General features: G+C 73.0%; 24 protein-coding genes and 2 pseudogenes. 15 read left to right on the top strand and 11 right to left on the bottom strand.

Annotated elements, in window-relative coordinates:
• Positions 1-219: 219 nt before the first annotated feature.
• The 9 genes from BU197_RS25795 (at position 220) to BU197_RS25755 (ending at position 8,504) form a co-directional block, all read left to right on the top strand.
• A complete protein-coding gene (locus tag BU197_RS25795; RefSeq protein ID WP_223182833.1) occupies positions 220-1,059 on the top strand; it encodes a helix-turn-helix domain-containing protein in 840 nt (279 codons plus the stop codon).
• Between the two features lie 230 nt (positions 1,060-1,289).
• The gene (locus BU197_RS25790) at positions 1,290-2,165 is read left to right on the top strand and encodes an MBL fold metallo-hydrolase (protein ID WP_188270700.1); all 876 of its coding nucleotides are present in this window, start codon (positions 1,290-1,292) and stop codon (positions 2,163-2,165) included.
• Positions 2,166-2,417: 252 nt separating this feature from the next.
• Complete coding sequence (locus tag BU197_RS25785) at positions 2,418-3,503, top strand: MFS transporter (RefSeq protein ID WP_188270699.1); 1,086 nt, start codon at positions 2,418-2,420, stop codon at positions 3,501-3,503.
• A gap of 132 nt (positions 3,504-3,635) precedes the next feature.
• Complete coding sequence (locus BU197_RS25780; protein WP_188270698.1) at positions 3,636-4,658, top strand: AvrD family protein; 1,023 nt, start codon at positions 3,636-3,638, stop codon at positions 4,656-4,658.
• A 76-nt stretch (positions 4,659-4,734) separates the two neighbouring features.
• Positions 4,735-5,430 (top strand): AAA family ATPase, encoded by a 696-nt coding sequence (locus BU197_RS25775; RefSeq protein WP_188270697.1) that lies wholly within the window; start codon positions 4,735-4,737, stop codon positions 5,428-5,430.
• 112 nt (positions 5,431-5,542) lie between these two features.
• The gene (locus BU197_RS25770) at positions 5,543-6,550 is read left to right on the top strand and encodes a beta-ketoacyl-ACP synthase III (protein WP_188270696.1); all 1,008 of its coding nucleotides are present in this window, start codon (positions 5,543-5,545) and stop codon (positions 6,548-6,550) included.
• Positions 6,551-6,802: 252 nt separating this feature from the next.
• Positions 6,803-7,069 carry an acyl carrier protein gene (locus BU197_RS25765; protein WP_188270695.1) on the top strand — a complete coding sequence of 89 codons (267 nt, stop codon included), beginning with the start codon at positions 6,803-6,805 and terminating at the stop codon, positions 7,067-7,069.
• Between the two features lie 89 nt (positions 7,070-7,158).
• Positions 7,159-7,908 (top strand): HAD family hydrolase, encoded by a 750-nt coding sequence (locus BU197_RS25760; protein WP_188270694.1) that lies wholly within the window; start codon positions 7,159-7,161, stop codon positions 7,906-7,908.
• Positions 7,905-8,504: an AAA family ATPase gene (locus BU197_RS25755; protein ID WP_188270693.1), complete on the top strand. Its 600-nt coding sequence runs from the start codon at positions 7,905-7,907 to the stop codon at positions 8,502-8,504. The genes BU197_RS25760 and BU197_RS25755 overlap by 4 nt, the downstream gene beginning before the upstream one ends.
• A 175-nt stretch (positions 8,505-8,679) precedes the next feature.
• On the opposite strand, the pseudogene BU197_RS25750 reads toward BU197_RS25755, so the two are convergent.
• Positions 8,680-9,111: pseudogene (locus BU197_RS25750) on the bottom strand (Uma2 family endonuclease); the annotation flags it as partial.
• On the opposite strand from BU197_RS25750, the pseudogene BU197_RS25745 reads away from it, so the two are divergent.
• A pseudogene (locus BU197_RS25745) lies at positions 9,103-9,255 on the top strand (DUF255 domain-containing protein); the annotation flags it as partial. The pseudogenes BU197_RS25750 and BU197_RS25745 sit on opposite strands and share 9 nt — an antisense overlap.
• Positions 9,256-9,288: 33 nt before the next feature.
• Here BU197_RS25745 and BU197_RS25740 read toward each other — a convergent pair.
• On the bottom strand, positions 9,289-9,696 hold the full coding sequence (locus BU197_RS25740; RefSeq protein ID WP_188270692.1) for a type II toxin-antitoxin system VapC family toxin: 408 nt from the start codon (positions 9,694-9,696) through the stop codon (positions 9,289-9,291).
• Positions 9,693-9,965 carry a hypothetical protein gene (locus BU197_RS25735; RefSeq protein ID WP_188270691.1) on the bottom strand — a complete coding sequence of 91 codons (273 nt, stop codon included), beginning with the start codon at positions 9,963-9,965 and terminating at the stop codon, positions 9,693-9,695. The genes BU197_RS25740 and BU197_RS25735 overlap by 4 nt, the downstream gene beginning before the upstream one ends.
• Before the next feature lie 256 nt (positions 9,966-10,221).
• On the opposite strand from BU197_RS25735, the gene BU197_RS25730 reads away from it, so the two are divergent.
• Together BU197_RS25730 and BU197_RS25725 are read left to right on the top strand one after the other, a co-directional pair.
• On the top strand, positions 10,222-10,554 hold the full coding sequence (locus BU197_RS25730) for a hypothetical protein (RefSeq protein ID WP_188270690.1): 333 nt from the start codon (positions 10,222-10,224) through the stop codon (positions 10,552-10,554).
• Between the two features lie 89 nt (positions 10,555-10,643).
• Positions 10,644-12,665, top strand: a complete 2,022-nt coding sequence (locus BU197_RS25725; RefSeq protein ID WP_188270689.1) for a thioredoxin domain-containing protein — start codon at positions 10,644-10,646, stop codon at positions 12,663-12,665.
• Positions 12,666-12,756: 91 nt separating this feature from the next.
• Here BU197_RS25725 and BU197_RS25720 read toward each other — a convergent pair whose 3' ends face one another.
• Positions 12,757-13,164 carry a rodlin gene (locus tag BU197_RS25720; protein ID WP_188270688.1) on the bottom strand — a complete coding sequence of 136 codons (408 nt, stop codon included), beginning with the start codon at positions 13,162-13,164 and terminating at the stop codon, positions 12,757-12,759.
• Between the two features lie 580 nt (positions 13,165-13,744).
• On the bottom strand, positions 13,745-14,155 hold the full coding sequence (locus BU197_RS25715; protein ID WP_188270687.1) for a rodlin: 411 nt from the start codon (positions 14,153-14,155) through the stop codon (positions 13,745-13,747).
• Positions 14,156-14,375: 220 nt separating this feature from the next.
• Here BU197_RS25715 and BU197_RS25710 point away from each other — a divergent pair, with 220 nt between their 5' ends.
• The 3 genes from BU197_RS25710 (at position 14,376) to BU197_RS25700 (ending at position 16,841) form a co-directional block, all read left to right on the top strand.
• A complete protein-coding gene (locus BU197_RS25710; RefSeq protein WP_188270686.1) occupies positions 14,376-14,786 on the top strand; it encodes a rodlin in 411 nt (136 codons plus the stop codon).
• Positions 14,787-14,955: 169 nt separating this feature from the next.
• A complete protein-coding gene (locus tag BU197_RS25705) occupies positions 14,956-15,189 on the top strand; it encodes a chaplin (protein WP_188270685.1) in 234 nt (77 codons plus the stop codon).
• 272 nt (positions 15,190-15,461) lie between these two features.
• On the top strand, positions 15,462-16,841 hold the full coding sequence (locus BU197_RS25700; RefSeq protein ID WP_411158533.1) for a hypothetical protein: 1,380 nt from the start codon (positions 15,462-15,464) through the stop codon (positions 16,839-16,841).
• Positions 16,842-16,896: 55 nt separating this feature from the next.
• On the opposite strand, the gene BU197_RS25695 is transcribed toward BU197_RS25700, so the two are convergent.
• The 6 genes from BU197_RS25695 to BU197_RS25665 all read right to left on the bottom strand — a co-directional run bounded on the left by BU197_RS25695 (position 16,897) and on the right by BU197_RS25665 (position 24,913).
• A complete protein-coding gene (locus BU197_RS25695; protein WP_188270684.1) occupies positions 16,897-18,051 on the bottom strand; it encodes a GNAT family N-acetyltransferase in 1,155 nt (384 codons plus the stop codon).
• Positions 18,048-18,878 carry a lipopolysaccharide biosynthesis protein gene (locus BU197_RS25690; protein WP_223182835.1) on the bottom strand — a complete coding sequence of 277 codons (831 nt, stop codon included), beginning with the start codon at positions 18,876-18,878 and terminating at the stop codon, positions 18,048-18,050. Before BU197_RS25690 ends, BU197_RS25695 begins: the two co-directional genes overlap by 4 nt.
• A complete protein-coding gene (locus tag BU197_RS25685; RefSeq protein WP_188270683.1) occupies positions 18,875-20,086 on the bottom strand; it encodes a glycosyltransferase in 1,212 nt (403 codons plus the stop codon). Before BU197_RS25685 ends, BU197_RS25690 begins: the two co-directional genes overlap by 4 nt.
• Before the next feature lie 214 nt (positions 20,087-20,300).
• Complete coding sequence (locus tag BU197_RS25680; RefSeq protein ID WP_188270682.1) at positions 20,301-21,083, bottom strand: polysaccharide deacetylase family protein; 783 nt, start codon at positions 21,081-21,083, stop codon at positions 20,301-20,303.
• Complete coding sequence (locus BU197_RS30795) at positions 21,001-23,265, bottom strand: murein biosynthesis integral membrane protein MurJ (RefSeq protein ID WP_223182836.1); 2,265 nt, start codon at positions 23,263-23,265, stop codon at positions 21,001-21,003. Before BU197_RS30795 ends, BU197_RS25680 begins: the two co-directional genes overlap by 83 nt.
• A 340-nt stretch (positions 23,266-23,605) precedes the next feature.
• The gene (locus tag BU197_RS25665; RefSeq protein ID WP_188270681.1) at positions 23,606-24,913 is read right to left on the bottom strand and encodes an O-antigen ligase family protein; all 1,308 of its coding nucleotides are present in this window, start codon (positions 24,911-24,913) and stop codon (positions 23,606-23,608) included.
• Between the last annotated feature and the right edge of the window lies 1 nt (position 24,914).

Genomic DNA, 24,914 nt, shown 5'->3' with positions numbered 1-24,914 from the left:
GCCACCCACGAGCCGTAGTTTGGCCCGGACCAGGGACGACGGCGCGGTGCGCTGTGCTGGCGCATGACCACGAAGCGCCTCAAGTCCCTTTCTGGACAACCGAGTCGGGGATCAGGCGAGCGTGCGCGGATCCCGTCACGTGCCAAGTGCGGCCGGGGGCCAGGTGCGTAGGGTGGCGTACATCTCAGCGTCTATGGGTGGACAAGGGAGCGGGGAAACATGCCGACCGGCCGTCAATTAAAGGAAATCGGACAGTTCTTGAAGGCTCGCCGGGCGGAGGTGAACCCCGCCGAGGTGGGTCTGCCGAGAGCGGGTGTGCGCAGGACGCCGGGCCTGCGCCGTGAGGAAGTGGCGCTCCTGGCCGGTGTGGGAGTGTCCTGGTACACCTGGATCGAGCAGGGCAGGGCCGAGAACGTGTCCGCCGAGGTGCTCGGCGCGATCTCCCGGGTCCTCAGCCTCGACGACACCCAGCGGCAGTACGTGTGGAGGCTCGCCGGTCTGGGCTCGTCCCACTTCGCTCTCTCGTCCCAGCCGGACGGGGAGACCTTCATGCCCTTCGTCGACAACTGGCTGCCCAACCCGGCTTACATCGCCGACCGGTTGTGGAACGTGGTGGTGGCGAACGCCGCCGCCCGCGAACTGCTGGCGCTGGAATCCGGCTGCGGCAACCTGATGGAGGACTTCTTCCTCAACCCGCAGACACGCACCCGGTACGCGGAGTGGGAGCAGGACGCCCCCACGATGGTGGCGCGGTTCCGCGCGCACACCGCGAACCACTCCGGCGACCGGTTGCTGGAGGCGATGGTGGACCGGCTGCTCGCGCGCAGCGACCGGTTCGCGAAGCTGTGGAGCGCGCAGGAGGTCCGCGAGGACTCCTGCGGCATCGACCTGCTCCAGCATCCGCGCGCCGGTGAGCTGTCGCTGCGGCGGACGACGCTGGACTTCACCCCGAGACTGGGCCTGCGGCTCACCGTCTTCATGGCCGTCCCCGGCACCCGTGCCGAGCGCGCTCTTCCGCTGCTCGGCCTGGAGCGGGACGTGAGAAGCGCAGCGGCCTGAGAACCGGGTCGCCCGCCCGATCCGCCTGAGAACCGGGTCGCCCGCCCGATCCGCCTGAGAACCGGGTCGCCCGCCCGATCCGCCTGAGAACCGGGTCGCCCGCCCGATCCGGCGGGCGACCCGGTCCCCGCCTTCTCCACCCCTCTCGCCCCCTTCTCCGCCCTGTGCCGCGTCGTCGCGTCGTCGCCTCGGTTCCCGTTCCCGTCATCCCTGCCGAAAGTGGCCTGGCCATGTCTGCTGTACTGCCGCTGGAGCGGCTGACCCGTCCCTCGCCGCCGCGTTCGCTCACCTTCGGGGACTGGCGGTTGACCCATGTTCCCGACGGGCTCGTCCAGTTGAGGCCCGAGGGCTGGTTCACCGGCCTGGGCCCCGACGACCTCGCCGGGCTGGCCCCCTACCGGGGGCCGGACGGTTCGCTGGTCGCCTCGGTGGGGGGCCTGCTGGTCGAGCACCAGGGCCGCGCCCTGCTGATCGACGCCGGATTCGGCCCACGGCGTCTGGCGGCGGCGCAGACGCATCCCGCGCTCGGCGCGCTCGCGGGCGGTGACCTGATGAACCAGCTCCGTACCGCAGGGGTTCCCTCGGAAGCCGTGGACACGGTCGCCTTCACACATCTGCACGACGATCACATCGGCTGGGTGCAGGCGGCCGACGGAGCGCACTTCCTCGGCGCCGTCTCCTTCGTGATGACCACCGCCGAGTGGCGGGAGCGGGGCAGCCTGCTGCCTGCGGGACTCGCCGGCCGGGTGCGGACGCCCGCCGACGGCGCCGAGGTGTTTCCCGGCGTCAGGCTGCGGGAGTGGCCAGGGCACACCAGCGGTCACGCGGGGTACGTGGTGGAGGTGGCCGACGGGCGGTCCGGGGACGACGGCGTCCACCGGGTCCTGGTGCTCGGGGACGTCATGCACTCTCCCGCGCAGACGGCGCACCCCGAGTGGCGGGTCTTCTTCGACGGCGAGGGCGAGGAGGCGGTCCGCACACGCCGGGCCGTACTGGAGGAGGCCGCCCGGCCCGGCACCGTCTGCTATGCGGGGCACTTCGCCGACGTCGTCTTCGGCCGGGTGGAGGCCGCGGGCGACGGGTACGCCTGGCAGCCCGTGGAGTGAGCCAGGGGCCGGCCGGCAGGCCGTCGCGCACCCGCCGGGGGCGCGACGCGGGACGGCCCGGCGGGGGAGGCGCCGATCGCGCGGCCGACGGGCGGGGACACGGGACGTCCTGGTCCGCCGTGCGTGCGGGGACGGCGCCGGGGCCGGGCCGAGCCTGTTGGGGGGACCAATATGTTGAGCGCGCACTGTTTGGTGAGGACGATCGCCGTGAGGCTTCTGCCTATGCCGAAGACACACTCCACAGAACTGTCCATGACAGGGAAGCAGAAGACGGTCCTCATCGTCCTGTCGGGCGCGCAGTTCCTGTTCGCCGTCGACTTCTCCCTCCTCACGGTGGCGCTGCCGGAGACCGGCTCGGACCTCGGGTTCGGGATCGGCAGCCTTCAGTGGATCTCCACCGCCTTCGCGCTGACCGCTGCGGGCCTCATGCTCCTCTTCGGACGCATCGGTGACCTGATCGGCCGGAAGAAGCTCTTCCTCGTCGGCATGGCCCTGCTGACGGTCTCCTCGTTGCTCGGCGGCCTGGCCGACAGTCCCGAACTGATGATCACGGCCCGGGTGTTGCAGGGACTCGCCACTGCCATCGTGACGCCGTCCGGCATGGCGCTGATCACCACCAGCTTCCCGGAAGGCCCGCTGCGCACCAAGGCGCTCGGGCTGAACGGGGCGCTGCTCTCCCTCGGATTCGCCGGCGGCGCGGTCCTCGGCGGTGTGCTCACCGACCTGCTCTCCTGGCGCTGGGACTTCTTCATCAACGTCCCGGTCGGCATCGCCCTGTTCGCCGGCGGCGTGCTGGTGATCGGCAACGCGGTCGCCGAGGACCGTCCCAAGCTGGACGTCCCCGGTTCGATCACCGTCACCGCGGGCCTGCTCGCCTTCGTGTACGGCATCACCAGCGCCGAGCGCGAGGGCTGGGACTCCGCGCGGACCTGGGCCACCCTGCTGGTCGCCGCCGTCCTGTTCGCCACGTTCGTCGGCGGATTCGGCCACGTCCTGGCGATCGTCTCGTACACCGTCGTCTCCACCTCCGGCATCGAGGACCGGGAGCAGGGCCTGGCCACCGGCCTGGCCGCCATGACCCGGCGGATCGGCTTCACGCTCGGCATCCCGGTGATGTCGGCGGTCGCCGCCTCGCGGTACGGGGATCCGGACGGCGGCGTCGCCTCCGCCGCGGGGGTCCTGGACGGCACCACCTTCGGCATCCTCGTCGACGGCCTGCTTGTACTCGCCGGAGCCCTCGTCATCAGCCTCCTGCTCCGAAGGGCGAGGCCCGCGGCGTCCGCCGGGGCGACCGCGGCCGACGACGCGGTGGGGCCCAGCCTCGCGGCAGTGCCGTAGCCGGTGCCGCGCCGGCCGGGTCCACCCGGGCGCGGGGCCGCGCCCCACAGCCGTCCGGCCCGGCGCCCGTACCGAGCGCAGGATCCGGGCGCACCGCCCGAAGCCACGTCCCGACCACAGGGAAGGAACCCGATGCCTGCTCAGTCCGCCTCGTCCGTTCCGGCCGTCGCCTCCCCCTACCTTCCGAACATCTCCGACTATCTGGGCGCGCCCGAACGCCGGTTCTTCGGCGAGGGTTACAAGCGCTCCCGGCACCGCCTCACCGACTTCCACCTGCCGGAGCCGGACGGTGCGGCCTCGGACGCACCCCGGCTGGCCGCCACCGCGCAGGTCGAGTATCCGAGCGACTGGTCCCGCAAGGGCGACACCGACCAGAGGCCGCACCTCTCCACCGTCGACGTTCTGCTGCTCGGGGCCCAGCTGACGGAGGCCCTCCTCACGAGTCACCTGGGACTGACCGAGCGGGAACTCGCCACCGTCTGGCTCGCACGGGTCCGCATCAAGGCCGGGAACCGGCCGGTGGAGGACGACCTGACCGGCTTCCCGGTCTCCGCGCAGCTGGCCGGACGGCTGTCCTCTCCCCGGCCGGGCCGCGCGCGGACCGCCGTCGAGGCCACCGTCGGCACCCTGCGCATCCGACTGGAGGCCGACCACCCGGACGTCCCGGGCGCCCGGCCCCGCACCGCGCCCGTCGTCCGTGACGGCGGCTACGGCGACACCCGCAGGCTCGGTGTCCAGCGCGTCGAGAGCATGCAGGTCCGGCCCGGCAGCAGCGTCACCACCGCGGACGTCCGGCTCACCGGCGGGCCGGAGGGCACGCTCGACGGCATGGAAGGCGAGCAGCAGCCGTCCGTGCACCTGGTGGACGCGTTCGTGACGGCGCTCCAGATCGGTCAGGTACTGCTCTACGAGCTGGACCAGGTCCCCCGCGCCGACTCGGACACCCTGTGGATGCGCAGCACCCTGCTGGAGGCGACCACGCCGCACCGGCCGCGCGCGACCGCCGACGGCGGACCGCTGCCCATGCGGGCCGAGCTGCGGGATTCCGTCCTGCTCCACAACCACCTCGGCGAGACCTGGCGGCGGGCGGACATCGCCGCGCAGCTCGCCGACATCTCCGTGGTCTGCTCGGTGGTTCACCGGCTGCCGCGGTAGGCGTCCCGAACCTCTTCCCGACCCACGGCGTTCGCGCACCGGAGCCGAGCGCCCCGATCATCACAGGAGACATCTCGTGAAGCTCGCCATCGCAGGCACCTACTCCGTCGGCAAGACCCTGACCACCATGGCCGTCTCGCATCTGGTCGGCCTGCCGCGGTCCTCGGCCAAGACCATGCGGGAACTGCTGCCCATCTCCATCCCCGGCAAGACGCTGGAGGAGTGCACCCCGCCCGAGCTGATCATGCTGATCATGCGGCGCAACCAGGAGCGCGCGGTCAACGAGTCCCACCTGCCCGACGGTTTCGTCTCCGACGGATCGTCCCTGCACGAGTGGGCGTACGGCACCGTCCGCGTGCTGGTCGGCATCAACCCCAACGAGTCGGTGAACCTGGACAGCATCGAGGTCACCGAGGAGATCGGCTTCTACGGCAAGGTCCTGGAGCAGATGGCGGTGCCCGCCAAGCAGCACGCCCGTGCCACCTACGACTCCTTCGTCCACCTGCCCATCGAGTTCCCGCTGGTTCCGGACGGCCACCGCCCGGTCAACGAGCGCTTCCGGTCCCTCGCGGACGAGCTGATGCTCAGGACCCTGGACGAGCTGAACATCCCGTACCACTCGGTGGGCGGCTCCGTACCCGAGCGGCTCCAGAAGATCATCGACGTCTACGGCTTCAAGCCCGTGGTGAGCATCGACGAGGCGATCGAGCTGGCCCAGGCGGAGTACGCGCTCATCGACACCAGCTCGGAACTCGTCCGCGCCGCCGACTGAACTCCGGCGGCCCCGCACGGCCGCATCCCCGCGCACCCCTGCCGGAGACCGGAACCACCACAGCGAGGACACACAGAACCGGACACCACCCAGAAGAAACCGGGGGATACCCATGCCGCACGCAGTCCTGCGCGGGCTCGGCACGCATCTGCCGTCCCGACGAATCACCAATGCCGAACTCGCCACCACTTTCGACACCTCCGACGAGTGGATCACCACCCGCACCGGAATCCGGGAACGGTACTGGGCCCCGCCCGGCCAGTCCACCGGTGACCTGGCCACCGAGGCGGGCCGCGCGGCCCTGAAGTCCGCCGGACTCGGCGAAGGAGCCGAGGTCGGCCTGCTCGTCGTCGCCACCACCACACCCGACCACCCCTGCCCCGCCACCGCGCCCGACGTCGCCGCGCGGCTGGGGCTCGGACACGCCGCGGCCTACGACATCGCCGCCGTGTGCTCCGGATTCGTCTACGCCCTCGAAGCCGCCGCCAACGCCATCGTGGCGGGCCGGGTCGAGCGGGCGCTCGTCATCGGGGCCGAGACCTACTCGACCATCCTCAGCCCGAACGACCGCACCACGTCGGTGATCTTCGGCGACGGAGCCGGGGCGGTCGTGCTGAGCCGGGGCACCGCGGAGGAGCCGGGCCGGCTGCTCGGCTTCGACCTGGGCAGCGACGGCGCCGGAAGGGACCTCATCAAGATCCCCGCGGGCGGCTCCCGGCAGCGCTCCGGCGACGTGCCGACGACCGCCGAGGACCACTACTTCACCATGCAGGGCAAGAAGGTGTTCGCCCACGCGGTCCGCCGCATGTCGGAGTCCTCGCTCGCCCTGCTGGAGAACGTCGGCTGGAGCAGCGACGAGGTGGAGTACCTCGTCGGCCACCAGGCCAATCTCCGGATCCTGCGCTCCGTGGCGGAGCAGATCGGCATCGAGGCCGAGCGGGCCGTCACCAACATCGACAAGGTCGGCAACACCTCTGCCGCGTCCATTCCCCTGGCTCTGGCCGACGCGGCTGCGGAGGGGAAGTTCAAGACCGGCGACCGCCTGTTGCTCACCGCCTTCGGCGGCGGCCTGACCTGGGGTTCCGCCGCCCTGATCTGGCCGGACGTCGTCCCGGTCTGATCAGGCGTCCCGGGTGCGGCCCGATGCCCACCACGCGCCCGCGACCCGGCTTTCCCCTGCGCACCAGTACCGTCGCGCGTCCCGCACCGCCCTGCCCGGCGCACCACCGCCGCCGGGCAGGGCCGCGGCCCGGGGCGTCCCACAGCCCACGCGCAGCGTCCAAACGTGCCGAACCCCGCGGAAGCACCGCGCACTCGGCACGGGAACCGTGCACCACACCACCCCGAACCCTCGGAGAGGACACACAGTTCCATGAGCAACTCCGTCACATCCGCATCCGCCGCCTCCCTCGCCGACGTGGTCCTGACCCTCCTCGTCGAGAAGTACGAGGCCCCCGCCGAAACCACCTCCGTCGACACGGATTTCGAGAGCATCGGCTTCGATTCGCTCATCCTCGTCGAGGTCGCGGTGGACCTCAGCCGCCAGTACGGCGTGGAGGTCGCCGACGACGAACTCCAGGAGGCCGGTACGGCCCTCGGCGTCGCCGAGCTGCTGGTGGCGAAGGGCGCCGCCGCCTGACCTCGGGGTCTCTCGTCCACCCCCTCCGCCCGCAGTGCGGTCGGCCCCGGCCGGGGCCGACCGCACTCCTCCTCAGGGATGGCTCCGACATGGCCTCCGCCGATCACCGCCCCGCCGCCTTCTTCGACGTCGACGACACTCTGACCCGCGGCACCGCGATCCTCCGCTTCCTCGTCTACTGGTACGCGGCCCGGGGACGGCCCCCGCACGAGGCCGTGCACGCCCGCCGGCGCCTGAAGGCCATGACGACGGCCGGGATCAGCCGTGAGGAGACCAACCGCGCCTACTTCCGGCTGCTGACCGGAGCGCCCGCCGTCGAGATCACGAGACTGGCCGAGGCGTGGTTCCTCGCCGAGGTGGCCGGGGGCGGCTTCTTCCACGAACCCGTCCTGGAAGCGCTGCGGGCCCACCGCCGGGACGGCTACCGAATCGTCCTGGTCTCCGGTTCGTTCCCCGCCGTGCTGCTGCCCCTCGTGGAGCACATCGGCGCCCATCACCTGCTGTGCACCGAGCCCGAGATCGATCCGGTCTCGCGCCTGTACACCGGCAGGCTGCCCGATCGCCCGCACCAGCCGATGATCGGCGACGCCAAGTCGGCGGCCGTACGGGAGCTGGCCGCAGCCCACCGCATCGACCTGGCCTCCTCGATCGCCTACGGGGACCACGTCTCCGACGCGCCGATGCTCGCCCTGACCGAGCGCGCCGTGATCGTCGGTGACGACCCGCACCTGCGCCGCCTCGCGGCCCACCACGGGTGGTACCGGCTGCCGAAGGCGCCTTCCCCCCTCGCCGTACCTCTGCCCGAACCGAATCCCACCCCACCGGGAGCACTGCTGTGAGGATCGCCCTCGTCGGCGCCTACGGAGCCGGAAAGACCACCCTGATCAGCGCCGCCACGGCCCGCGTCGGGCTGCCCGGTGCCCACGGCACTCCCATGCGGGACCCGGTGGGCAGCCACCGGCCCACCTCGCTGGAGGAGGCCACCGAGCCCGAACTGGTCCAGCTCGTCGTGCGCCGTCACGCCGAGCGGCTCCTGGCCGAGGCGGCGTACCCGAAGGGGTTCCTCTCGGACGGTTCCCTCCTGCACGAGTGGGTCTACGCGACGGTCCGGCTCGCGGTCGGCCTCCACCCCGGCACCGGCACGGACGTACGGGACGTGGTGGCGGGCGGAGGCGACGGCGACCCCTACCGCACCGTGCTCGACCATCTGGGCCGCGAGTTCCTGCACCGCGCGCTCACCTCGTACGACGTCTTCGTCCACCTCCCGGTCGAGTTCCCCCTGCACGACGGCACACCGCCCATCGCCGAGAACTTCCGCGTCCTCTCGGACCGCCTTCTCCTGGACACCCTCCACACGGCGGGCGCCCCCGTCCATACGGTCTCCGGCCCCCTCGACAACCGTCTGACGGCCCTGGTGGCCCTCACCGGCGCGTGAACGGGCCGCCTGCCGACGGGTATTCACGCTGTCGCCCTCACACCGGCCTCGCGGCGACGAGTTCACCACCACGGACTCTCCCGAAACGGAGACGGCCCGCCTCGATCGGCCCGCGAAGAACAACGACGCGTGGGCCAACGGTCAAGCAACGACGGCGGATGACCTCTCGCTGCCCCTACAGGACGCCAAGATCGACAGCGACAGGAAATGGCGCGACGGCCTTCACGGCGCCGGTGAACACCTCGCCGTCCCGGTAAGCCTTGGTGGCGGGGTCGAGGACGTGGGTGTAGACGATCGGGACACCGGTGGCGGCCTGTTCGACTCGCCAGTAGAAGGGGATGCCCGCCTTGGCGTACTGGTCCACCTTCACGATCCGGTCGGTGGTCTCCGAGCCGGGCGACACGACCTCGACGACCAGGAGGACGTGCGCGGGGCGGGTGGGCGTGAGGTCGATGGTGTCCGCCCGGTAGACGGTGACGTCCGGACGGCGGTTGGTGAGCGGCACGTCCTGTAAACGGACGTCGAAGTCCGTGTCGGCGTTCCAGTCCGGGCCCGCGGCGGCGTCCAGGGCGTTGGCAAGGAGCCGGGCCGGCCGGTTGTGGCGTTGGAGGCGCTGACCTCGCCGTATCTGCTTCAGCACGCCGACAACTCGGTCGGCTGGTGGCCGTGGGGACCCGAAGCGTTCGAGGAAGCGAAACGGCGCGACGTGCCCGTCCTGCTGCCGGTCGGCTACTCCGCGTGGCGCTGGTGTCAGTGAACTCGCAAACCCAGTGGTCGAGGGTGCTCACACATCCCTGATGATGACGCGCTTCCCGCAGAGCTTCGACCAGTCGTCACGGTCGGAGGTCAGAACGATCACGGGAGCCGGCACACGAAGCGCGAGCGCGGCGACGAGGGCGTCGATCGCGTACTTGTGCCCGTGTAGCCCGCCGGCATCCTGAAGCAACCTCACCGCGGTCAGGGAGTCCTCCTGGCTGACGGGTTCCACCCGGAGCCGGGAGATCAGCCACTTCAAGCGCGCCAGGTCGGTCTTCCCATGCGCGGCTTCGACGATGGTCAGCGCAGACACGAAGACGGGAACTCCAGCCTGCCGGGATGCTTCGATGCGAGCCGCCATCTTGCGGTCGTTGCGCAGCAGCAGGGAGAGCGCCTCGGAGTCGAGCACCAGCGAGCGGGCCGGCTGCTCCTTCACGCGGCGCCCCGCTCGACACCCTCGGCGTTCACGTCACCGAACAGCTCGCGACGAGCGGCTTCGATCTCCTGCTCCGTGAGCGCGCCGTGCTCCTCCTCGTGGGACACCACGATCTCGGCGAGCCCGTCCATGGCGAGCTGGTGCCTGACGGCCTCGGTGATGTAGCTGGACAGCCCGCGGCGGCCGGTGCGAGAGCGAAGCTCACTGACCAGCTCGGTGGGCATGGACACGGAGATGTTCTCGGTGATCCCGGCGCGGGTCGGCTTCATGTCCAGAGTGTACGACAACATCTATTACATGGCGGAGGTGAAGAAATGATCCGCTGGCGCAGCCAGAGCCTTCGCGATTCGGATCACATGAGGTCGACAGCCTTCCGAAACAGCCGACCGGGCTCTCCTCGTACCCGGTCCGCGCATTGCTTCGGCGCTCGCCCGCGGCGTACGCGGCACTCGCACCAGGCGAGGTGTTCGGTCTGCTCGGCGCGCGCGGCACGAGCGCGCCTGGATCAGCCTGATGTTCTCCAGCGTGAGCGATCACGCCGGATACCGGACCCTGCTTGAGAGGTACGCCGCTCAGGGCATCGTCTTGGAGGGGCGACGGAGCCGCGTCCGCAACGCGCTGGTACACGGCGATCCTGCCGGTTTCATGATTGTCGAGTCCGTACGCGGGTACGCCGAGTTCCTCAGCGGTGGTGCGCTGAGCATCGCTCTGGAGTCCTGCATCGAGGGCGAGGCGCCAGCCGCCGCCCTCGCCCGGAGGACCGGCGAGTTCACTGCGATGCAGAACGGACAGGACACCGCCGCCTACTGGAGGGCCCGGTCCGCGGTCCGGAGCGCAGCGGGTACGTCCTCGGCGTAGGCACACGCGGCGACCGCCGAGGAGCACCCTTCAGCCAGGTCGCCTGTGGCGCACGGGCAGGGCTCGGGCCGGTGCGCGAGGATGGGGTCATGCCGAACCGCCTCGCGAACGAGACCTCGCCGTATCTGCTTCAGCACGCGGACAACCCCGTCGACTGGTGGCCCTGGTCGCCGGAGGCTTTCACGGAGGCGCGCGAGAAGGGACTGCCCGTCCTCCTGAGCATCGGCTACAGCTCCTGCCACTGGTGCCACGTCATGGCCCACGAATCCTTCGAGGACGAAGCCACCGCCGCCCTGGTCAACGAGCACTTCGTCGCCGTCAAGGTGGACCGTGAGGAGAGGCCCGACGTCGACGCGGTCTACATGGAGGCCGTTCAGGCGGCCACCGGGCAGGGGGGATGGCCGATGACCGTGTTCCTTACGCCTGATGCCGCTCCCTTCTACTTCGGTACGTACTTTCCGCCCGAGCCCCGGCACGGCATGCCCTCCTTCACCGAGGTGCTCGATGGTGTCCGGGTCGCCTGGGACGAGCGGCGGGACGAGGTCGGGGAGGTCGCCGAGCGGATCGTGCGGGATCTCGCCGGGCGGTCCCTCGCGCGCGGTGGCGACGGGGTTCCCGGTGAGGAGGAGCTGGCGCAGGCGCTGCTCGGGCTCACGCGCGAGTACGACGCCGCACGGGGCGGTTTCGGCGGTGCCCCGAAGTTTCCGCCGTCGATGGTCCTGGAGTTCCTGCTCCGCCACCATGCCCGTACCGGCTCCGAGGGCGCTCTCCAGATGGCCGCCGACACCTGCGAGGCCATGGCCAGGGGCGGTATCTACGATCAGCTCGGCGGCGGGTTCGCCCGCTACGCCGTGGACCGCGAGTGGGTCGTCCCCCATTTCGAGAAGATGCTCTACGACAACGCCCTGCTCTGCCGGGTGTACGCCCATCTGTGGAAGGCCACCGGCAGCGACCTCGCCCGGCGGGTCGCCCTGGACACCGCCGACTTCCTGGTCCGTGAACTGCGCACCCCCGAGGGCGGGTTCGCCTCCGCGCTCGACGCCGACAGCGACGACGGCACCGGCGCGCACGTCGAGGGCGCCTACTACGTGTGGACCCCGGCCCGGCTGGCCGAGGTCCTCGGTCCCGAGGACGCCGCGGTGGCCGCCGCCCACTTCGGCGTCACCGAGGACGGCACCTTCGAGCACGGCAGCTCGGTCCTCCAGCTCCCTCAGGACTCGGGCGTGGCCGACGCCGGGCGGATCGCCTCGATCACGGCCCGGCTGCTCGCCGCCCGGGACGAGCGCGAGCGTCCCGGCCGTGACGACAAGGTCGTCGCCGCCTGGAACGGTCTGGCGATCGCCGCCCTCGCCGAGACCGGCGCCCTCTTCGACCGCCCCGACCTCGTCGACCGCGCGACCGAGGCCGCCGATCTGCTCGTCCGCGTCCACATGGACGAGTCCGCCCGTCTGTCCCGTACCTCACGGGACGGCCGGGCCGGTGCCAACGCGGGGGTCCTGGAGGACTACGCCGACGTCGCCGAGGGCTTCCTCGCCCTCGCCTCCGTCACCGGCGAAGGCGCCTGGCTGGAGTTCGCCGGGTTCCTCCTCGACATCGTCCTGGACCGCTTCACCGGGGAGGGCGGTGCGCTCTACGACACGGCCCACGACGCCGAGCCCCTGATCCGCCGCCCGCAGGACCCCACGGACAACGCCACCCCCTCCGGCTGGACGGCCGCCGCCGGAGCGCTGCTCTCGTACGCGGCCCACACCGGGTCCGAGGCCCACCGTGCGGCGGCCGAGGGAGCCCTCGGGGTCGTCAAGGCCCTCGGCCCCCGCGCGCCCCGCTTCATCGGCTGGGGGCTCGCCGTCGCCGAGGCCCTGCTCGACGGGCCCCGGGAGGTCGCCGTCGTCGGCGCCCCCGACGACGAGGCGTTCCGGGAGCTGCGCCGTACGGCGCTCCGGGCGACCGCCCCCGGCGCCGTCCTCGCCTTCGGCGCCCCCGGCGGCGAGGAGTTCCCGCTGCTTGAGGGCCGTCCGCTGGTGGGCGGCGCCCCCGCCGCGTACGTCTGCCGGCACTTCGTCTGCGACGCGCCGGTGACCGATCCCGAGGGGCTCCGCGCCAAGCTCTGAACAGGGCCCCGTCCGGGGCCGGGAAACGGGACGGCCCCGCCCTCCCCCTGAGAAGGGGAGGGCGGGGCCGAACCGCACCGGTCGACGGGGCTCAGCTGTTGCCGGCGCCGTTGCCCGAGAGGACCGGGATGTCGTCCAGGATGTGCGACAGCGGCTCGTCGCCCTTGGCCTGCGTCGAGTTCTCGGTGCACTGCTGGTTCTGCGGGGAGGACAGCACGTTGACGTCCTGGACCGCGATCGGGATGAGACCGATGAGCGAACCGGCGTTGACCTTGGCCGGCAGACCGATGCACGGCTTGTTCAGGGAACCCTGGACGAGCGCGAACTGCGGGCTCATGTTGCCGTAGGTGGCGGAGTTGCCGAACGACTGGAGCGCGCCGTTGCCGCTGAAAGAGGTGGTGCCCCCGTCATCGGCGATGGCGAGCGCCTGACCGGCACCCGTCGCCGTCACGCCGAGGACCGACGCGGCTACAGCAGCCGTAGCCAACAGCTTCTTCATTGTTCAGGCCTTTCGGATTGTGGCTCGCTGAGTGCCGAGCCGTACTGATCAACCGGTCAGAAGCCCGGAGGTTCCGCGATGTCCACCGGACGGACTACGAACAGAAACCGCGTGCGGGCGCGGCCGTGAACTCCGTACGGGTGTGTTCGTGAACTCCGTACGGTATTTCGGCCGTCTGCGCACCCGTAGGCGCGACACGGCGGGGCGGCGGCGAATCACCCTCCCCGGCGGCCTGTGTAATGATGCGGGAATCGCAGCGGAAGGAGCGAAGATGGCGCCGGATCCCGGGAAATGGGAGCGGATGGCCTTCATTCCGAGGAGCCGGCACAGGAGTGGTCCCGCCCCGGCGGACCACACTCCCTTCCCGGTGTATTCGGCCCTGGCGGACCAGTGGGCGCGGGCCGGGCGGACGGTCCCGGGAATGCCGGACCGGGAATGGGAGCGGCTGATGGCGACACCGGTCTGGCCCACCTGGTAAACCCGGTGGACATCGAACCGATACGCGAAAGGGGCCGCCCCCGGAGGGCGGCCCCTGACGTGTGGGCTCCGGCGTCTGAACGCCGTGGCCCGGGGCGGCGGATCAGCTGTTGCCGACGCCGTTGCCCGAGAGGATCGGGATGTCCTCCAGCAGGTGCGACAGCGGCTCGTCGCCCTTGGCCTGCGTCGAGTTCTCGGTGCACTGCTGGTTCTGCGGGGAGGACAGCACGTTGATGTCCTGGACCGCGATCGGGACGAGGCCGATGAGCGAACCGGCGTTGACCTTGGCCGGCAGACCGATGCACGGCTTGTTCAGAGAGCCCTGGACCAGCGCGAACTGGGGGCTCATGTTGCCGAAGGTGGTGGCGTTTCCGTACTCCTGGTGCGCGAGGTTGCCGCTGAGCGAGGTGGTGCCGCCGTCGTTGCCGATGGCGAGCGCCGGGGAGGCCGCCACAGCGGAGACGCCGACGATGGAGACGGTCGCGGCCGCGGTGGCCATAACCTTCTTGATCACGGTAGTTCCCTTCATAGAACCGGCTCCGTGCAGGGAGCTATCCGGTCAACTGCGGGCGGCGGCAAGGGTTCCGCCGTATCACTCCTTCGGCGGAGCGCGCGCGGCAGCGCGAAACGTGCCTCCAGTCGAACGGGTGAAGGGCCGGAACCAAAGCCGGGGAGCGCAGTTGTTCCGGTCGCATCAATCAGGTCGATTGGTGGGACACAGGAACGGAATCACCGTGATCAAGAAGATTATGGCGGCCGCGGCTGTCACGGCCTCTGTTGTCGGCGCTTCCGCGGTGGCGGCCTCCCCGGCGTTCGCCATCGCCGACGACGGCGGCACCACCTCGCTCAGCGGCAACGCCGCGCGCCAGTCCTTCGGCAACTCGACGACCGCGGGCGACATGAGCCCCCAGTTCGAGGCCGTCCAGGGCACGCTGAACAAGCTCTGTCTCGGCGCCCCCATCAAGGCGAACGTCGGTTCGCTCATCGGCGCCATCCCGATCGCCGTGCAGGACGTCAACGTCCTCGCCTCGCCGCAGAACCAGCAGTGCGCGGAGAACTCGACCCAGGCCAAGGGCGACGAGACGCTGTCGCACGTCCTGGACGACATCCCGGTCCTCTCCGGGAACGGCATCGGCAACAGCTGATCCGCACGGTGCGTCGCTGGGCCGGAAGAGGGCGTCCGTTCTCTTCCGGCCCAGTGCCATGCCCGCAACGGAGTGAACAACCAGCTCTTCCGTTGTCCGGGTTTCCTCTGTGCGGCATGTTCGTTGTGTTCCGTGAAAGTCTTCCGCAATCGAAAGGACGCAGAAAGAAATGAACTGCAAGAAGGCCGCTGCCGTCGTCGCCGGAATCATCATGGCCATGGGTGCGGCCTCGCCCGCCTTCGCCGACGCCGGAGCGGAAGGCCTCGCCGTCGGTTCGCCGGGCGTGCTCTCCGGCAATGTGGTCCAGGTTCCGATCCACGTTCCGATCAACATCTGCGGCAACAGCGTCAACATCATCGCCCTGCTCAACCCGGCGTTCGGCAACACCTGTATCAACGCCTGACCCCAGCGGTCCCCAGGAATCCGGGGCCGGTCACCCGAGCGCGTCCGCTCCGGTGACCGGCCCTTCTCCGTGTTCGCGAGATGCCGTGCCGGGCATTTCCTCCCACTCTCCCGTCCGCTCCACTCCGCTCCCGCGTGCGCCGACCGGGCGATGAATTCCTCCAACGGCCCAGTGGGCATGGCGGAATCGAATATCAGGTCGGCGGGCCCGGAATACCTTCCGAGCGTCAGATGGGCGCATCGCCACCAGGTGTCCGAGAGGAAGGAGTGGTCATGGCGACTGTCCGCAGGAGGGCGACACGAGCCTGGCTGGGGGTGTTCACCGCCGGCCTCCTCGCCTCGGGCTCCGTCGCGACGCCGTCCCCCGCCCGCGCCGCCGAACCCCCCGCCACCAGCCAGGACTCCGCCCCGGGCCAGGGCGCCCCCCTCGGTCGGGACTCCGCCCCGGGCCAGGACTCCGCACCGGTCCCCGGTGGCGCGATGGGCGCCTTCCTCGGTTCGGACGACCCCGGGGTCTCCCGTATCGGAGAACTCCAGCGGTGGCTCGGCGGACGCGAACTCCGCGTCGCCCACACCTACCTCCCCGGCGACCTCTGGCAGAACATCGAGGGCTCCCCGCGGTTCCTCGCGGCCTGGACGCGGTGGCGCGAGGAGAAACCCGACCGGGTGTTCGTCCTCAACGTGCCCATGCTGGAGCGCAACGAGGACGGGCTCTCCGACGCCGAGGTCCGCCGGGAGCTGAGGACCGGCGCCGCCGGCGCCTACGACCACCACTTCGGCACCCTCGCCCGGCGCCTCGTCGCCCTCCGCGCCCCCGACACCATCGTCGTCCTCGGCTGGGAGATGAACGGCAGTACCTACAGCCATCGTTGCGCCCCCGACCCCGCCGCGTGGAGGGCGTACTGGAGCCGGATCGTCACCGTGATGCGGTCCGTGCCCGGCCAGCGGTTCCGCTTCGACTTCGCTCCGGCCCGGGGGCTCGACGCCGTTCCCTGGACCGCGTGCTACCCGGGCGACGACGTCGTCGACGTCATCGGGATGGACTCCTACGACCAGCCCCGGGGCTCGACGTTCGCCCAGCACGTGACGGAGCCGTACGGGCTCAAGGCCCAGGTCGACTTCGCCGCCGCGCACGGGAAGCGGATCTCCTACCCCGAGTGGGGGCTGTTCCGGAACGGCGACAACCAGGAGTACCTGCGGAGCATGCTGGAGTGGATGAAGCTGCACCGGCCGCTCTACCAGACGATCTCCGACTACTGCCCGCACGGCGTCTGGCGGTGCGAGGACAACCCCAAGTCGTCGGCGCTGTACCGGCGGATGCTGTACGGGACGGGGCCGACGCTTCCGGCCGAACCGGGACCGGGGCCCGGGACCGCGCCCGCCCCCGAGTCCTGGCCCGAGCCCGACCCCGTACCGGAGACCGGTCCCGGCACCGGGCCCGGCCAGGGCACCGGGCCCCAGCCGGGAGTCCAGCCCGGATCGGGGACCGGGACCGGATCCGGGGCGGGGGCCGGTGCCGGGGCAGGGTCAGGGGCCGGGGACGTGGTCGGCTGTCTGGACACGGGGCTCGGGGCGTGGGGGCTGGTCGACGGGCCGGTCTGTGTGTCCGGGGGCTTCCTGCGGGGCAGCCTGCACGTGCCCTGGCGCTTCTGATCCGGTCTGCCGGGCCCTGTCTACCGGGCCCTTCCGACCGGGCGGGGCGGCGGGCTCACCCGCCGCCCCGGGACCGCGCCGCCCAGGTCGCGACACGGCCGAGCGCCTGCCCCACCCGGGTGTTCTCGCGCGCCTGCCGGGAGGCCCAGCGGCGCGCGCCCGCGACCCCGGCGCGCAGCCAGAGCAGCGGGGCCGTACCGCGTCCCGTGAGCAGCAGCCGCTGGTTGCCGACGGTCTCGGGCCGCCAGTGGTGCTTGTACGACTCGGTGCCCCGCAGCATGCTCAGGGTGGACCGCCCGCCGGTGCTGGTCTCCCCGGCGCCGTGCCGAAGGAGCATGGCGGCCACGTCGACCTTGCGGGCCCGCAGCGCCGGATCGGCGCCGTACAGGTAACCACCCGCGAGCCGGGGGGACATCAGGGTCAGATCGGCGGCCACCACGTCCCCGGCGAGCCGGAACTCCGTGACCATCGCGTCCCCGCACTCCACCATCGGCCCCACCGCGCGGACGAGATGCTGGGCGAACCGCTCACTGGTGTGCTCGACGGTCACCCCCCGCCCCTGCCACTGGAGCCGGTGGAGCCGCAGGAGCCGGTCGAGGGCGGCGGGCACCTCGGAGCCGCTGACGACCCGCGCGTCGATGCCGAGGGCGTCCAGCTTGCGCAGCTTCGCGCGGACCCGCTGGGCCTTCCCGGAGGGGATGCGTTCGAGGAGCCCCTCCATGGGCAGGGCGGGCAGCTCCAGACAGAGCGAGTCGGGCAGCCGTCTGCGCGGTCCCCGCCAGCGGGCGAAGACCCGTTCGCTCGCCGCCCCCGGCCGTACCTCCCGCAGGTCGACCACCGCGCCCCGGGCGGCCCGCGCGATGCCCCGGGCGAGGGCGGGCGCCGCCGCCCGGCAGCCGTCGTCGACGAGGACGTCCGTGAAGTCGGTGATCGCACCGCCGAGCTGGGTGAGGACGGGCAGCGGCCCCCGGGCCCGCATCAGGGGCGCGGCGGCCACGAGTGCCCCGTCCGGGCGCCGTACGAGCACCACCCGCAGCGCACCGGGCCTGCCGTACGAGAGCCACCAGGAGTGCAGCCAGGCATGGGACTGGAAGGGGGTGGCGGCGGAACAGCGCCCGTACAGCGCCGTCCACTCGGCCGCGAGCCGCCCGAACCTCTCCTCGTCACGGCACACCTCGATCCGCAGGGCCGTGGGGGACCTCAGGCTCACACCGCCTCCGGCTGGTGCTCGGCCGCCGGGGAAGGCACGGCGGTGGACGCGGGCACGGCCGGAGCGACGCCCTCCCGCGTGGCCGGGGCGACGTCCCCCCGCGTGGCCGGAGCGACGTCCTCCCGTGCGGTGGCGGCACCGCCGTCCCGCTGGGCCCTGGCGTCCCGCTGTGACCCGCCGTCGTGCCGGAAGTCGCCGTCCCGCCGGGGTTCGCCGTTCCGTCCGGGTCCGCCGTTGCGGCGGGGGCGGACGAGCAGTGCCAGGCCGGCGAGGAGACCGCCCGCGCTGCCGCCGACGAGGGCGGCGAGCGAAGGCGAGGGCGAGACCGGTGCGACGGGCTTGGCGGCGCGGGAGAACGGCACGACCTTCACCCCCGTGCTCTCCACCACGTGCGCGCTGTTCAGGACGAGCGCGCGGGCCACCCCGTCGGCCAGGGCCACCGCCTTCGCGGGCTTCTCCGACCGGGCGGTCAGCGAGATCATCGGCGCGTCCGGGGAGGTCTCCGCCCGTACGCTCCGGCGCAGGGTGTCGGTGCCGACCCCGGCCCACACCGGGGCGTCGCCGGACACCGCGATGTCGACGGCCACCCGCCCGTACGCCTGCGCGAAACCGACGGCGCTCGCCGGGTCGGACCGCTCCGCCGGTACGACGATGACATAACTGGTCGCCGCGTACTGCGGGGTCCTGAAGGCCCCGTACCCCCCGCCGAGGACGGCCCCCGCGAGGACGGCGGCGGGCAGCACCGCCCAGCGGCCGGGCGGAAGGGAGACGCGGAAGGGGGTGCTCTTCTTGGCGCGGGAGCCCTTCACGGGACGGGTGTTCTTCATGGGGCGGTTTCTCTCGCTTCGTGGAGGAGGGTGCCGTGGACGGCCTGGTGATAGAGCGCCGTCAACTGCCGGGCGCTGCGCGCGATGTCGTAGTGACGGGCGGCCGGGGGGACGGGGAGGCGCGCGGGCCGCGCGACGTCCGACGCGGGGGCGGGTCTGGTGGCTGGTGCGGGGTCCGGGATGCGGGGGTGCGCCTCCGTCCGTACCGACTCAAGGGCCGCGATCAGGCCCGGCAAGGAGCCGTCGACGCGGTGGGCGCCCGGTGCGGCGTCCGGGGGCAGGTCCTCGATCGCGGGGCAGGCCGCGTACAGGACCGGCAGACCGGCGGCGAGGGCCTCGACGGCGGCGAGTCCGAAGGCCTCGTCGGGGGAGGCGGAGACGAAGACGTCCATCGCGGCGAGCAGCCCCGGCAGCGAGGGCGCGGCCGATCCGGGGACCGGCGGGTCCGCGCAGGGGCCCGCGAGCAGGACCCGGTCGGCCGCCCCGCACGCGTGGGCGAGGCGCAGCAGCTCCTCGCGTCGCTCGCCCTCGCCGACGAGCAGCAGCCGGGCCCCCGGCACCCCGGCCACCGCCCGTACGAGCAGATCGAACCGCTTCCCCGGCACCAGCCGCCCCACCCCGCCCACCACATACGCGTCCTCGGGGATGCCGAGGGCCCGCCGGGTGTACCGCCGGGCGTCCGCGTCGAAGGCGAAGCGGTCCGTCTCGATGCCGTTGGGCACGACCCGGACGCGCTCCGGGGGCACCCCCCACGCGGCGAGCCGCCGGGCCACGCTGGGCGAGACGGCGACCGTGGCCGTGCCCAGCCGCTCCGACGCCAGATACAGGGCGCGGGTCCCCGCCGACAGCGGTCGCCCCTCGATCTGCGTCTCGCCGAGCGAGTGTTCGGTGGCGATCACCCGCTGCACCCCGGCCAGTCGGGCGGCCGCCCTGCCGTACACGCACGCCCGGTACAGATGCGTGTGCACGAGGTCGTAACGCCCCTGCCGGACGATCCTGGCCAGCCGGGGCAGCGCGCCGAGGTCGCGGTTGCCCGCCATGCCCAGATGCGTGACCGGAGTGCCGTCGGCCTCGATGCCCTCGGCAACCGCGCCCGGATGGGTGAGGGTGACCACCCGGCTCTCGACGGGCAGATGCCGGAGCAGCAACCGCAGTTGCTGCTCCGCGCCGCCGATGCCGAGCCCCGTGATGACGTGCAGGACCTTCATGACACCCCCGCCGGGAGCCGTGTGCTGACGCGAGGGGCCCGCAGGACGCCCGCTCCCGTGACGGCGTACGGGGCCCTCGTGACGCCCGCCCCCGCCCCGGGCCTTGCGACGGCGTGCGGGGCCCGCACGGCGCCCGCCCACGAGACGGGCCCCTCGACCACGTGCGGGGCCCGCACGACCCCCGCCCCGAGCCCCCTGACGACACGCGGCGCCCTCATGACGCCCCCACCACGGCGGGGCCGGGCCGCACCGGGGTCAGGTCGGTGGGGCGGCGGCGGCGCAGCGGGTGCAGCAGCCGCTTGGCCGCGAGGCGCCAGGCGGTGTCGTCCTCGCCGATGTGGACCCGGGGCAGGGCGTACGCGCCGGTGTACGGGCCCGGGTCGATCGCGCAGGCGTAGCGGTAACCGGCCGCGCGCACCGCCCCGATCGCCCTCGGGTCGACCTGCCCGTACGGATAGCAGAAGCCGTCCACCGGCGTGCCGGTCAGCTCCTCCAGGAGCGTCCTGCTCTGCCGGGTCTCGGCGGTGAGCGTCCGTTCGTCCGTCTCGGTCAGCGGCACATGGGTCAGCCCGTGCGAGCCGATCTCCATGCCCGCCTCCGCGATCCGCCGGATGCCGTCCCCGGAGAGCAGCGGCTTGCGCGGGCCCGCCGCGTCCCAGGCGTTCTCCCCGCCGAGCCTGCCCGGCAGGACGTACACGGTCGCCGTGAACCCGTGCCGCAGCAGCAGCGGGAGCGCCGACTCGGCGAAGTCCGCGTAACCGTCGTCGAAGGTCAGCCCCACCAGACCGGCCGCGCGGCCCTCGGCGGTGGCGGCGAGCAACTCCCGCACCGAGACCCCGCGCAGTCCCCGCTCGCCCAGCCAGCACAGCTGCCGGGCGAAGCGCACGGGGGAGACGGTGACCCGGTACGGGTCGTCAGCGGTGTCCGCGATCGAGTGGTACATCGCCACCCACAGGGGCGGCTTCGGCAGCATGCGGCGCAGCGCGGTGGCGGGCATGGGGGGTCCTCCTCCGGGAGGCGGAGCGGGGCAGGGACGGAACCTCGGGGGCCGGACCGACGCGGGCGGCGCGGGACCCGCGGACGGCGAAGACGGCGCAGACGGCGAAGACGGCGACGGAGACCAGGCCCGCGACGGCGACGGCGAGCAGCGCGGGACCGGCCGCGAGCGAGCACAGCCAGCCCGCACCGGTCGCCAGGGCGCCCGCCGCGGACAGGCGCAACAGGCGCTCGCCGAGCCGGTCGGACCGGACCGGGACGGTCTGCCGGTGGGCCCCGCGCAGCAGCATGACCGCCGTGACGGTGATGCCGAGGGCGTTGGCCGCGGCGATGCCGACGGCTCCCCAGGCGTGGGCGCCGGGCACCCCCGCGACGGTGGTGACGGCGAGCCCGGCGCCCATGGCGGCGGCCGGATACCAGAGCGGCCGGGCGGCGGAGAAGTAGCAGCGGACCAGGGCCCCCACCATCGTCTGGCCGAGCAGCCCCAGCGCGTACACCCGCATGACGGCGCCGGTCGCGAGGGTGTCGGGGCGCCCGAACTCGCCGCGCTCGAAGAGGAGTTCGACGATCCTGGGGGCGGTGGCGATCACCGTCGACGCGCCGACGAGGACGACGACGGCGGCCAGCAGCAGATCCCGCTCGACACGCCGCCGGGCCGCCTCCGCGTCCCCCGCCGCGAGCGCGCGGGCCACCGTCGGGAAGCTGACCGTGCACAGCATGAGCGAGAAGGCCATCGGCAGCTGCGCGACCTTCTGCGCGTAGTTCAGATGCGAGATGGCCCCGGCGGGCAGCGGCGAGGCGAGGAACCGCTCGATCAGCGTCTGCGACTGCCGGCAGAGCGAGAACGCGACGACGGGAGCGATCAGCCCGAGCACCAGCACCCGGGTCTCGCCGCCTCGGTAGGAGGACGACCCGGGGGCCGGGCGCTCGGCACGGCGGTAACGGCGGTACGGGGGCGGCTCGGGGGCGTGATGCCCGGAAGGGCGGTACGGGGGCGGCTCGGGGGTGCGGTGTTCGGCGGTACGGGGGTACGGGGGCGGCTCAGAGGTGCGGTGTTCGGCGGTACGGGGGTACGGGGGTGGCTCCGGGGTGCGGTGCCCGGTGCGGGGGTACGGGGCGGGCGCGGGGGGCTGCTCCTCGCCGGGGCGGTGTACGAGCGGCTCCTGCGTCCGGCCCTCGCCGCCCCGGTACGCGGGCGGGCGCGGTCCCCGCCCCTCGCCGTCCCTGCGTACGGGTGCCGCCGGGTTCCGCCCCGACCGGGGGTGCGCCCGCAGCTCCCGCAGCAGGGACGGCGCCTGGACGAGGACCATCAGAAGGCCGCCGACCGCGACCCCGGCGGCGGCCGACCGCACCCCCCACGGGTCGCGCAGCAGCAGGACGGTGCCGATGATGCCCACGTTGTACGCCACGTAGATCAGCGCGGGCGGCAGGAACCGGCCGTGCGCCCGCAAGGCCGCCGAGCAGTAGCCGACCAGCGCGAACGTCAGCACGCACGTGCCGGTCAGCCGGGTGCAGTCGATCGCGAGCGCCGGATCGGGAAGGCCCGGCGCGAGGACCCGGACGAGCAGCGGCGCGGCGGCCACGAGGAGCGCGGCGGCGAGACCGAGGGCGAGGACGAGCCGGGGGAGCGTCCCCCGCACCAGGGCGCGCACCGGATCGGCGAGCCCGGTGCCGGAGCGATGGGCGAGCGCCCGCGCGAAGGCGGGCACCATGATCAGCGCCATGGCGTCCTCGACCAGCAGCGTCGAGGCGAACTCGGGCACCGTCCAGGCCACCAGGAACGCGTCGGTCTCCGCCCCCGCGCCGAAGTACCCCGCGAGGGTCTGGTCCCGGACGAGCCCGAGCAGCGCCCCGGCGGCGGTGAGCCCGGCGGTGACGGCGGCCGCCTTCGCCAGGAACCCGCGCTCGGGGACCGCCCCGGCGTGCGCTCCCCGCGTACGGGGTCGCCCGCGCCGCCCGGTCGACGGGCGCCGGACACCCGCCCGTCGCCCGTCGCCCGCCCTCCCCAGGCCCTGCGGCCCGGCGCCCTGCTGCTCGGCCGCCCGTCGGGAGGGGGAGGGGGCCGGGACGAGGGCGGGTACGGGCCCGGGTGAACCTGCGGGTCCTGAGGACTCCGGGTGCCCGGGTGCCCCTGGCGTCCCTGGCGTCGCACCGGCCCCAGCAGGTCCGGGAGCCCCCGGCATCGCACCGGCCCCAGCGGGCCCGGGAGCCCCGGCGGCCCCGGGAGCCCCGGCGGTTCCCGTGCGCCCCCGGGTTCCGGTGGGTCCCGTAGACCTCGCAGGTGCTACAGGCTTCGCAGGCTCTACAGACCCCGCAGGCGCAACAGACCCCGCAGGCTCTACAGACCCCGGGGCCCGAGTGCCGTACCCGGGCACCCCGGGGGGTCCCTCGTACCCCCCAGACCCCCCATCCCCCGGCGTCCCACCGGTCCCGGTGGCCCCGTGAGGGCCCGGGTTCTGCTGGTCCCACGGTGTCTTCGGGTGCCCCCCGTCCCTCGGTGTCTCCGGCCGGCCGGCCCCGGGGTCACGCACTCCCGGCCTCCGTGAGGGCCCACCAGGCGGCGAGGCCCAGTACCACCGACATGAGGACCGTCGAGGGGCCGCCGATGTCCGCGTACGCGAAGTCGACGAGCTGCCAGGCGAGCAGCCCCGTGGCGACGAGGGCGCACTCCGCGCCCGAGCGGCGCCGGCGCAGCCCCCGGACGAGCAGCACCAGCCAGCCGCCGGTCAGCGCGAGCAGCCCCAGGAGGCCCTGCTCGCTCAGGACCAGGAGGTACATGTTGTGCGGGGAGAGCAGCGGCTGCCGCACGTATCCGGCGCCCGCGCCCGCCGTGTCGCTGCCCGAGGACAGCGCGATCGAGGCGTTCGAGTCGCGGTACGCGGGGAAGCCCTTGAGTCCGACGCCCGTGACCGGTTCGGCCCGCCACATGCGCCCGGCCGCCGCCCACATCGTGTACCGGTCGGTGACCGACTGGTCCGGCGCGTCCGCCACCCGCGTGATGCTCGCCGCCCGCTCCTCGACCATCGCCGAGCCGATGCCGAGACCGCCGACCAGGACCACCCCGAGCGCCCCCGCCGCGAGCGCCACCCGCACCGCCCGCGCGGGCCCGGAGAGCAGCAGCTGCGCCCCGCAGGCGAGGACGGTCGCGATCCACGCGCCCCGGCTGAAGGAGAGGACGAGCGGGACGACGAGCAGCGCACCGCAGCAGAGCGCGGCCGTCCGCGTCCGGCCCGCCCGGGACCCCAGCGCGATCCCGGTGACGGCGACCAGACCGTAGGAGACGACGGTCGCCATCCCCATGACGTCCACGGGCCCGAAGGTGCCGACGGCCCGGATGTCCTCGCCCTGGTAGGAGGCGCCGGTCCCGGTCAGGTACTGGACGACGCCCACCGCGCCCTGGAGCAGGGCGAGTCCGACCAGGGCCCAGACGACGACGGCGAAGTCCCGCCGGTCGCGGACGGTGAGGAGCACGGCCGCCGGGACGAGGACGAAGAGCTGGAGGTAGCGGGCGACGCCCGGCAGGCTCGCCGCCGGGTCGGCGGAGGTGACCGAGGCCAGACAGACGCCGAGGACGGGAAGGCCGAGGACGACGGCCGCCGTCCGGGTGAGCGGCCGGTGCCCGCCGCGCACCACCCGGACGAGACAGACGAGGACGAGCAGCCCGGAGGCGGCGTCGGCGACCGTGCCCGTGCCGCCGGTGCCGTCCCGGCTGCCGCCGCCGGGGACGAGCAGCAGCGCGAGCACGGCGAGGACCGGTGAGAGGACTCCGGCGCGGCGGAGCAGATCGCGGACGTCCGGGGTGACCGCCGGCACGGTGAGGGCCGTGGCCATG

Source organism: Streptomyces sp. CBMA291, from assembly GCF_014596525.1.
GTDB lineage: Bacteria > Actinomycetota > Actinomycetes > Streptomycetales > Streptomycetaceae > Streptomyces.
The sequence above is the reverse complement of the archived record's forward strand: the minus strand, read 5'-3'. Positions and strand labels throughout refer to the sequence as shown.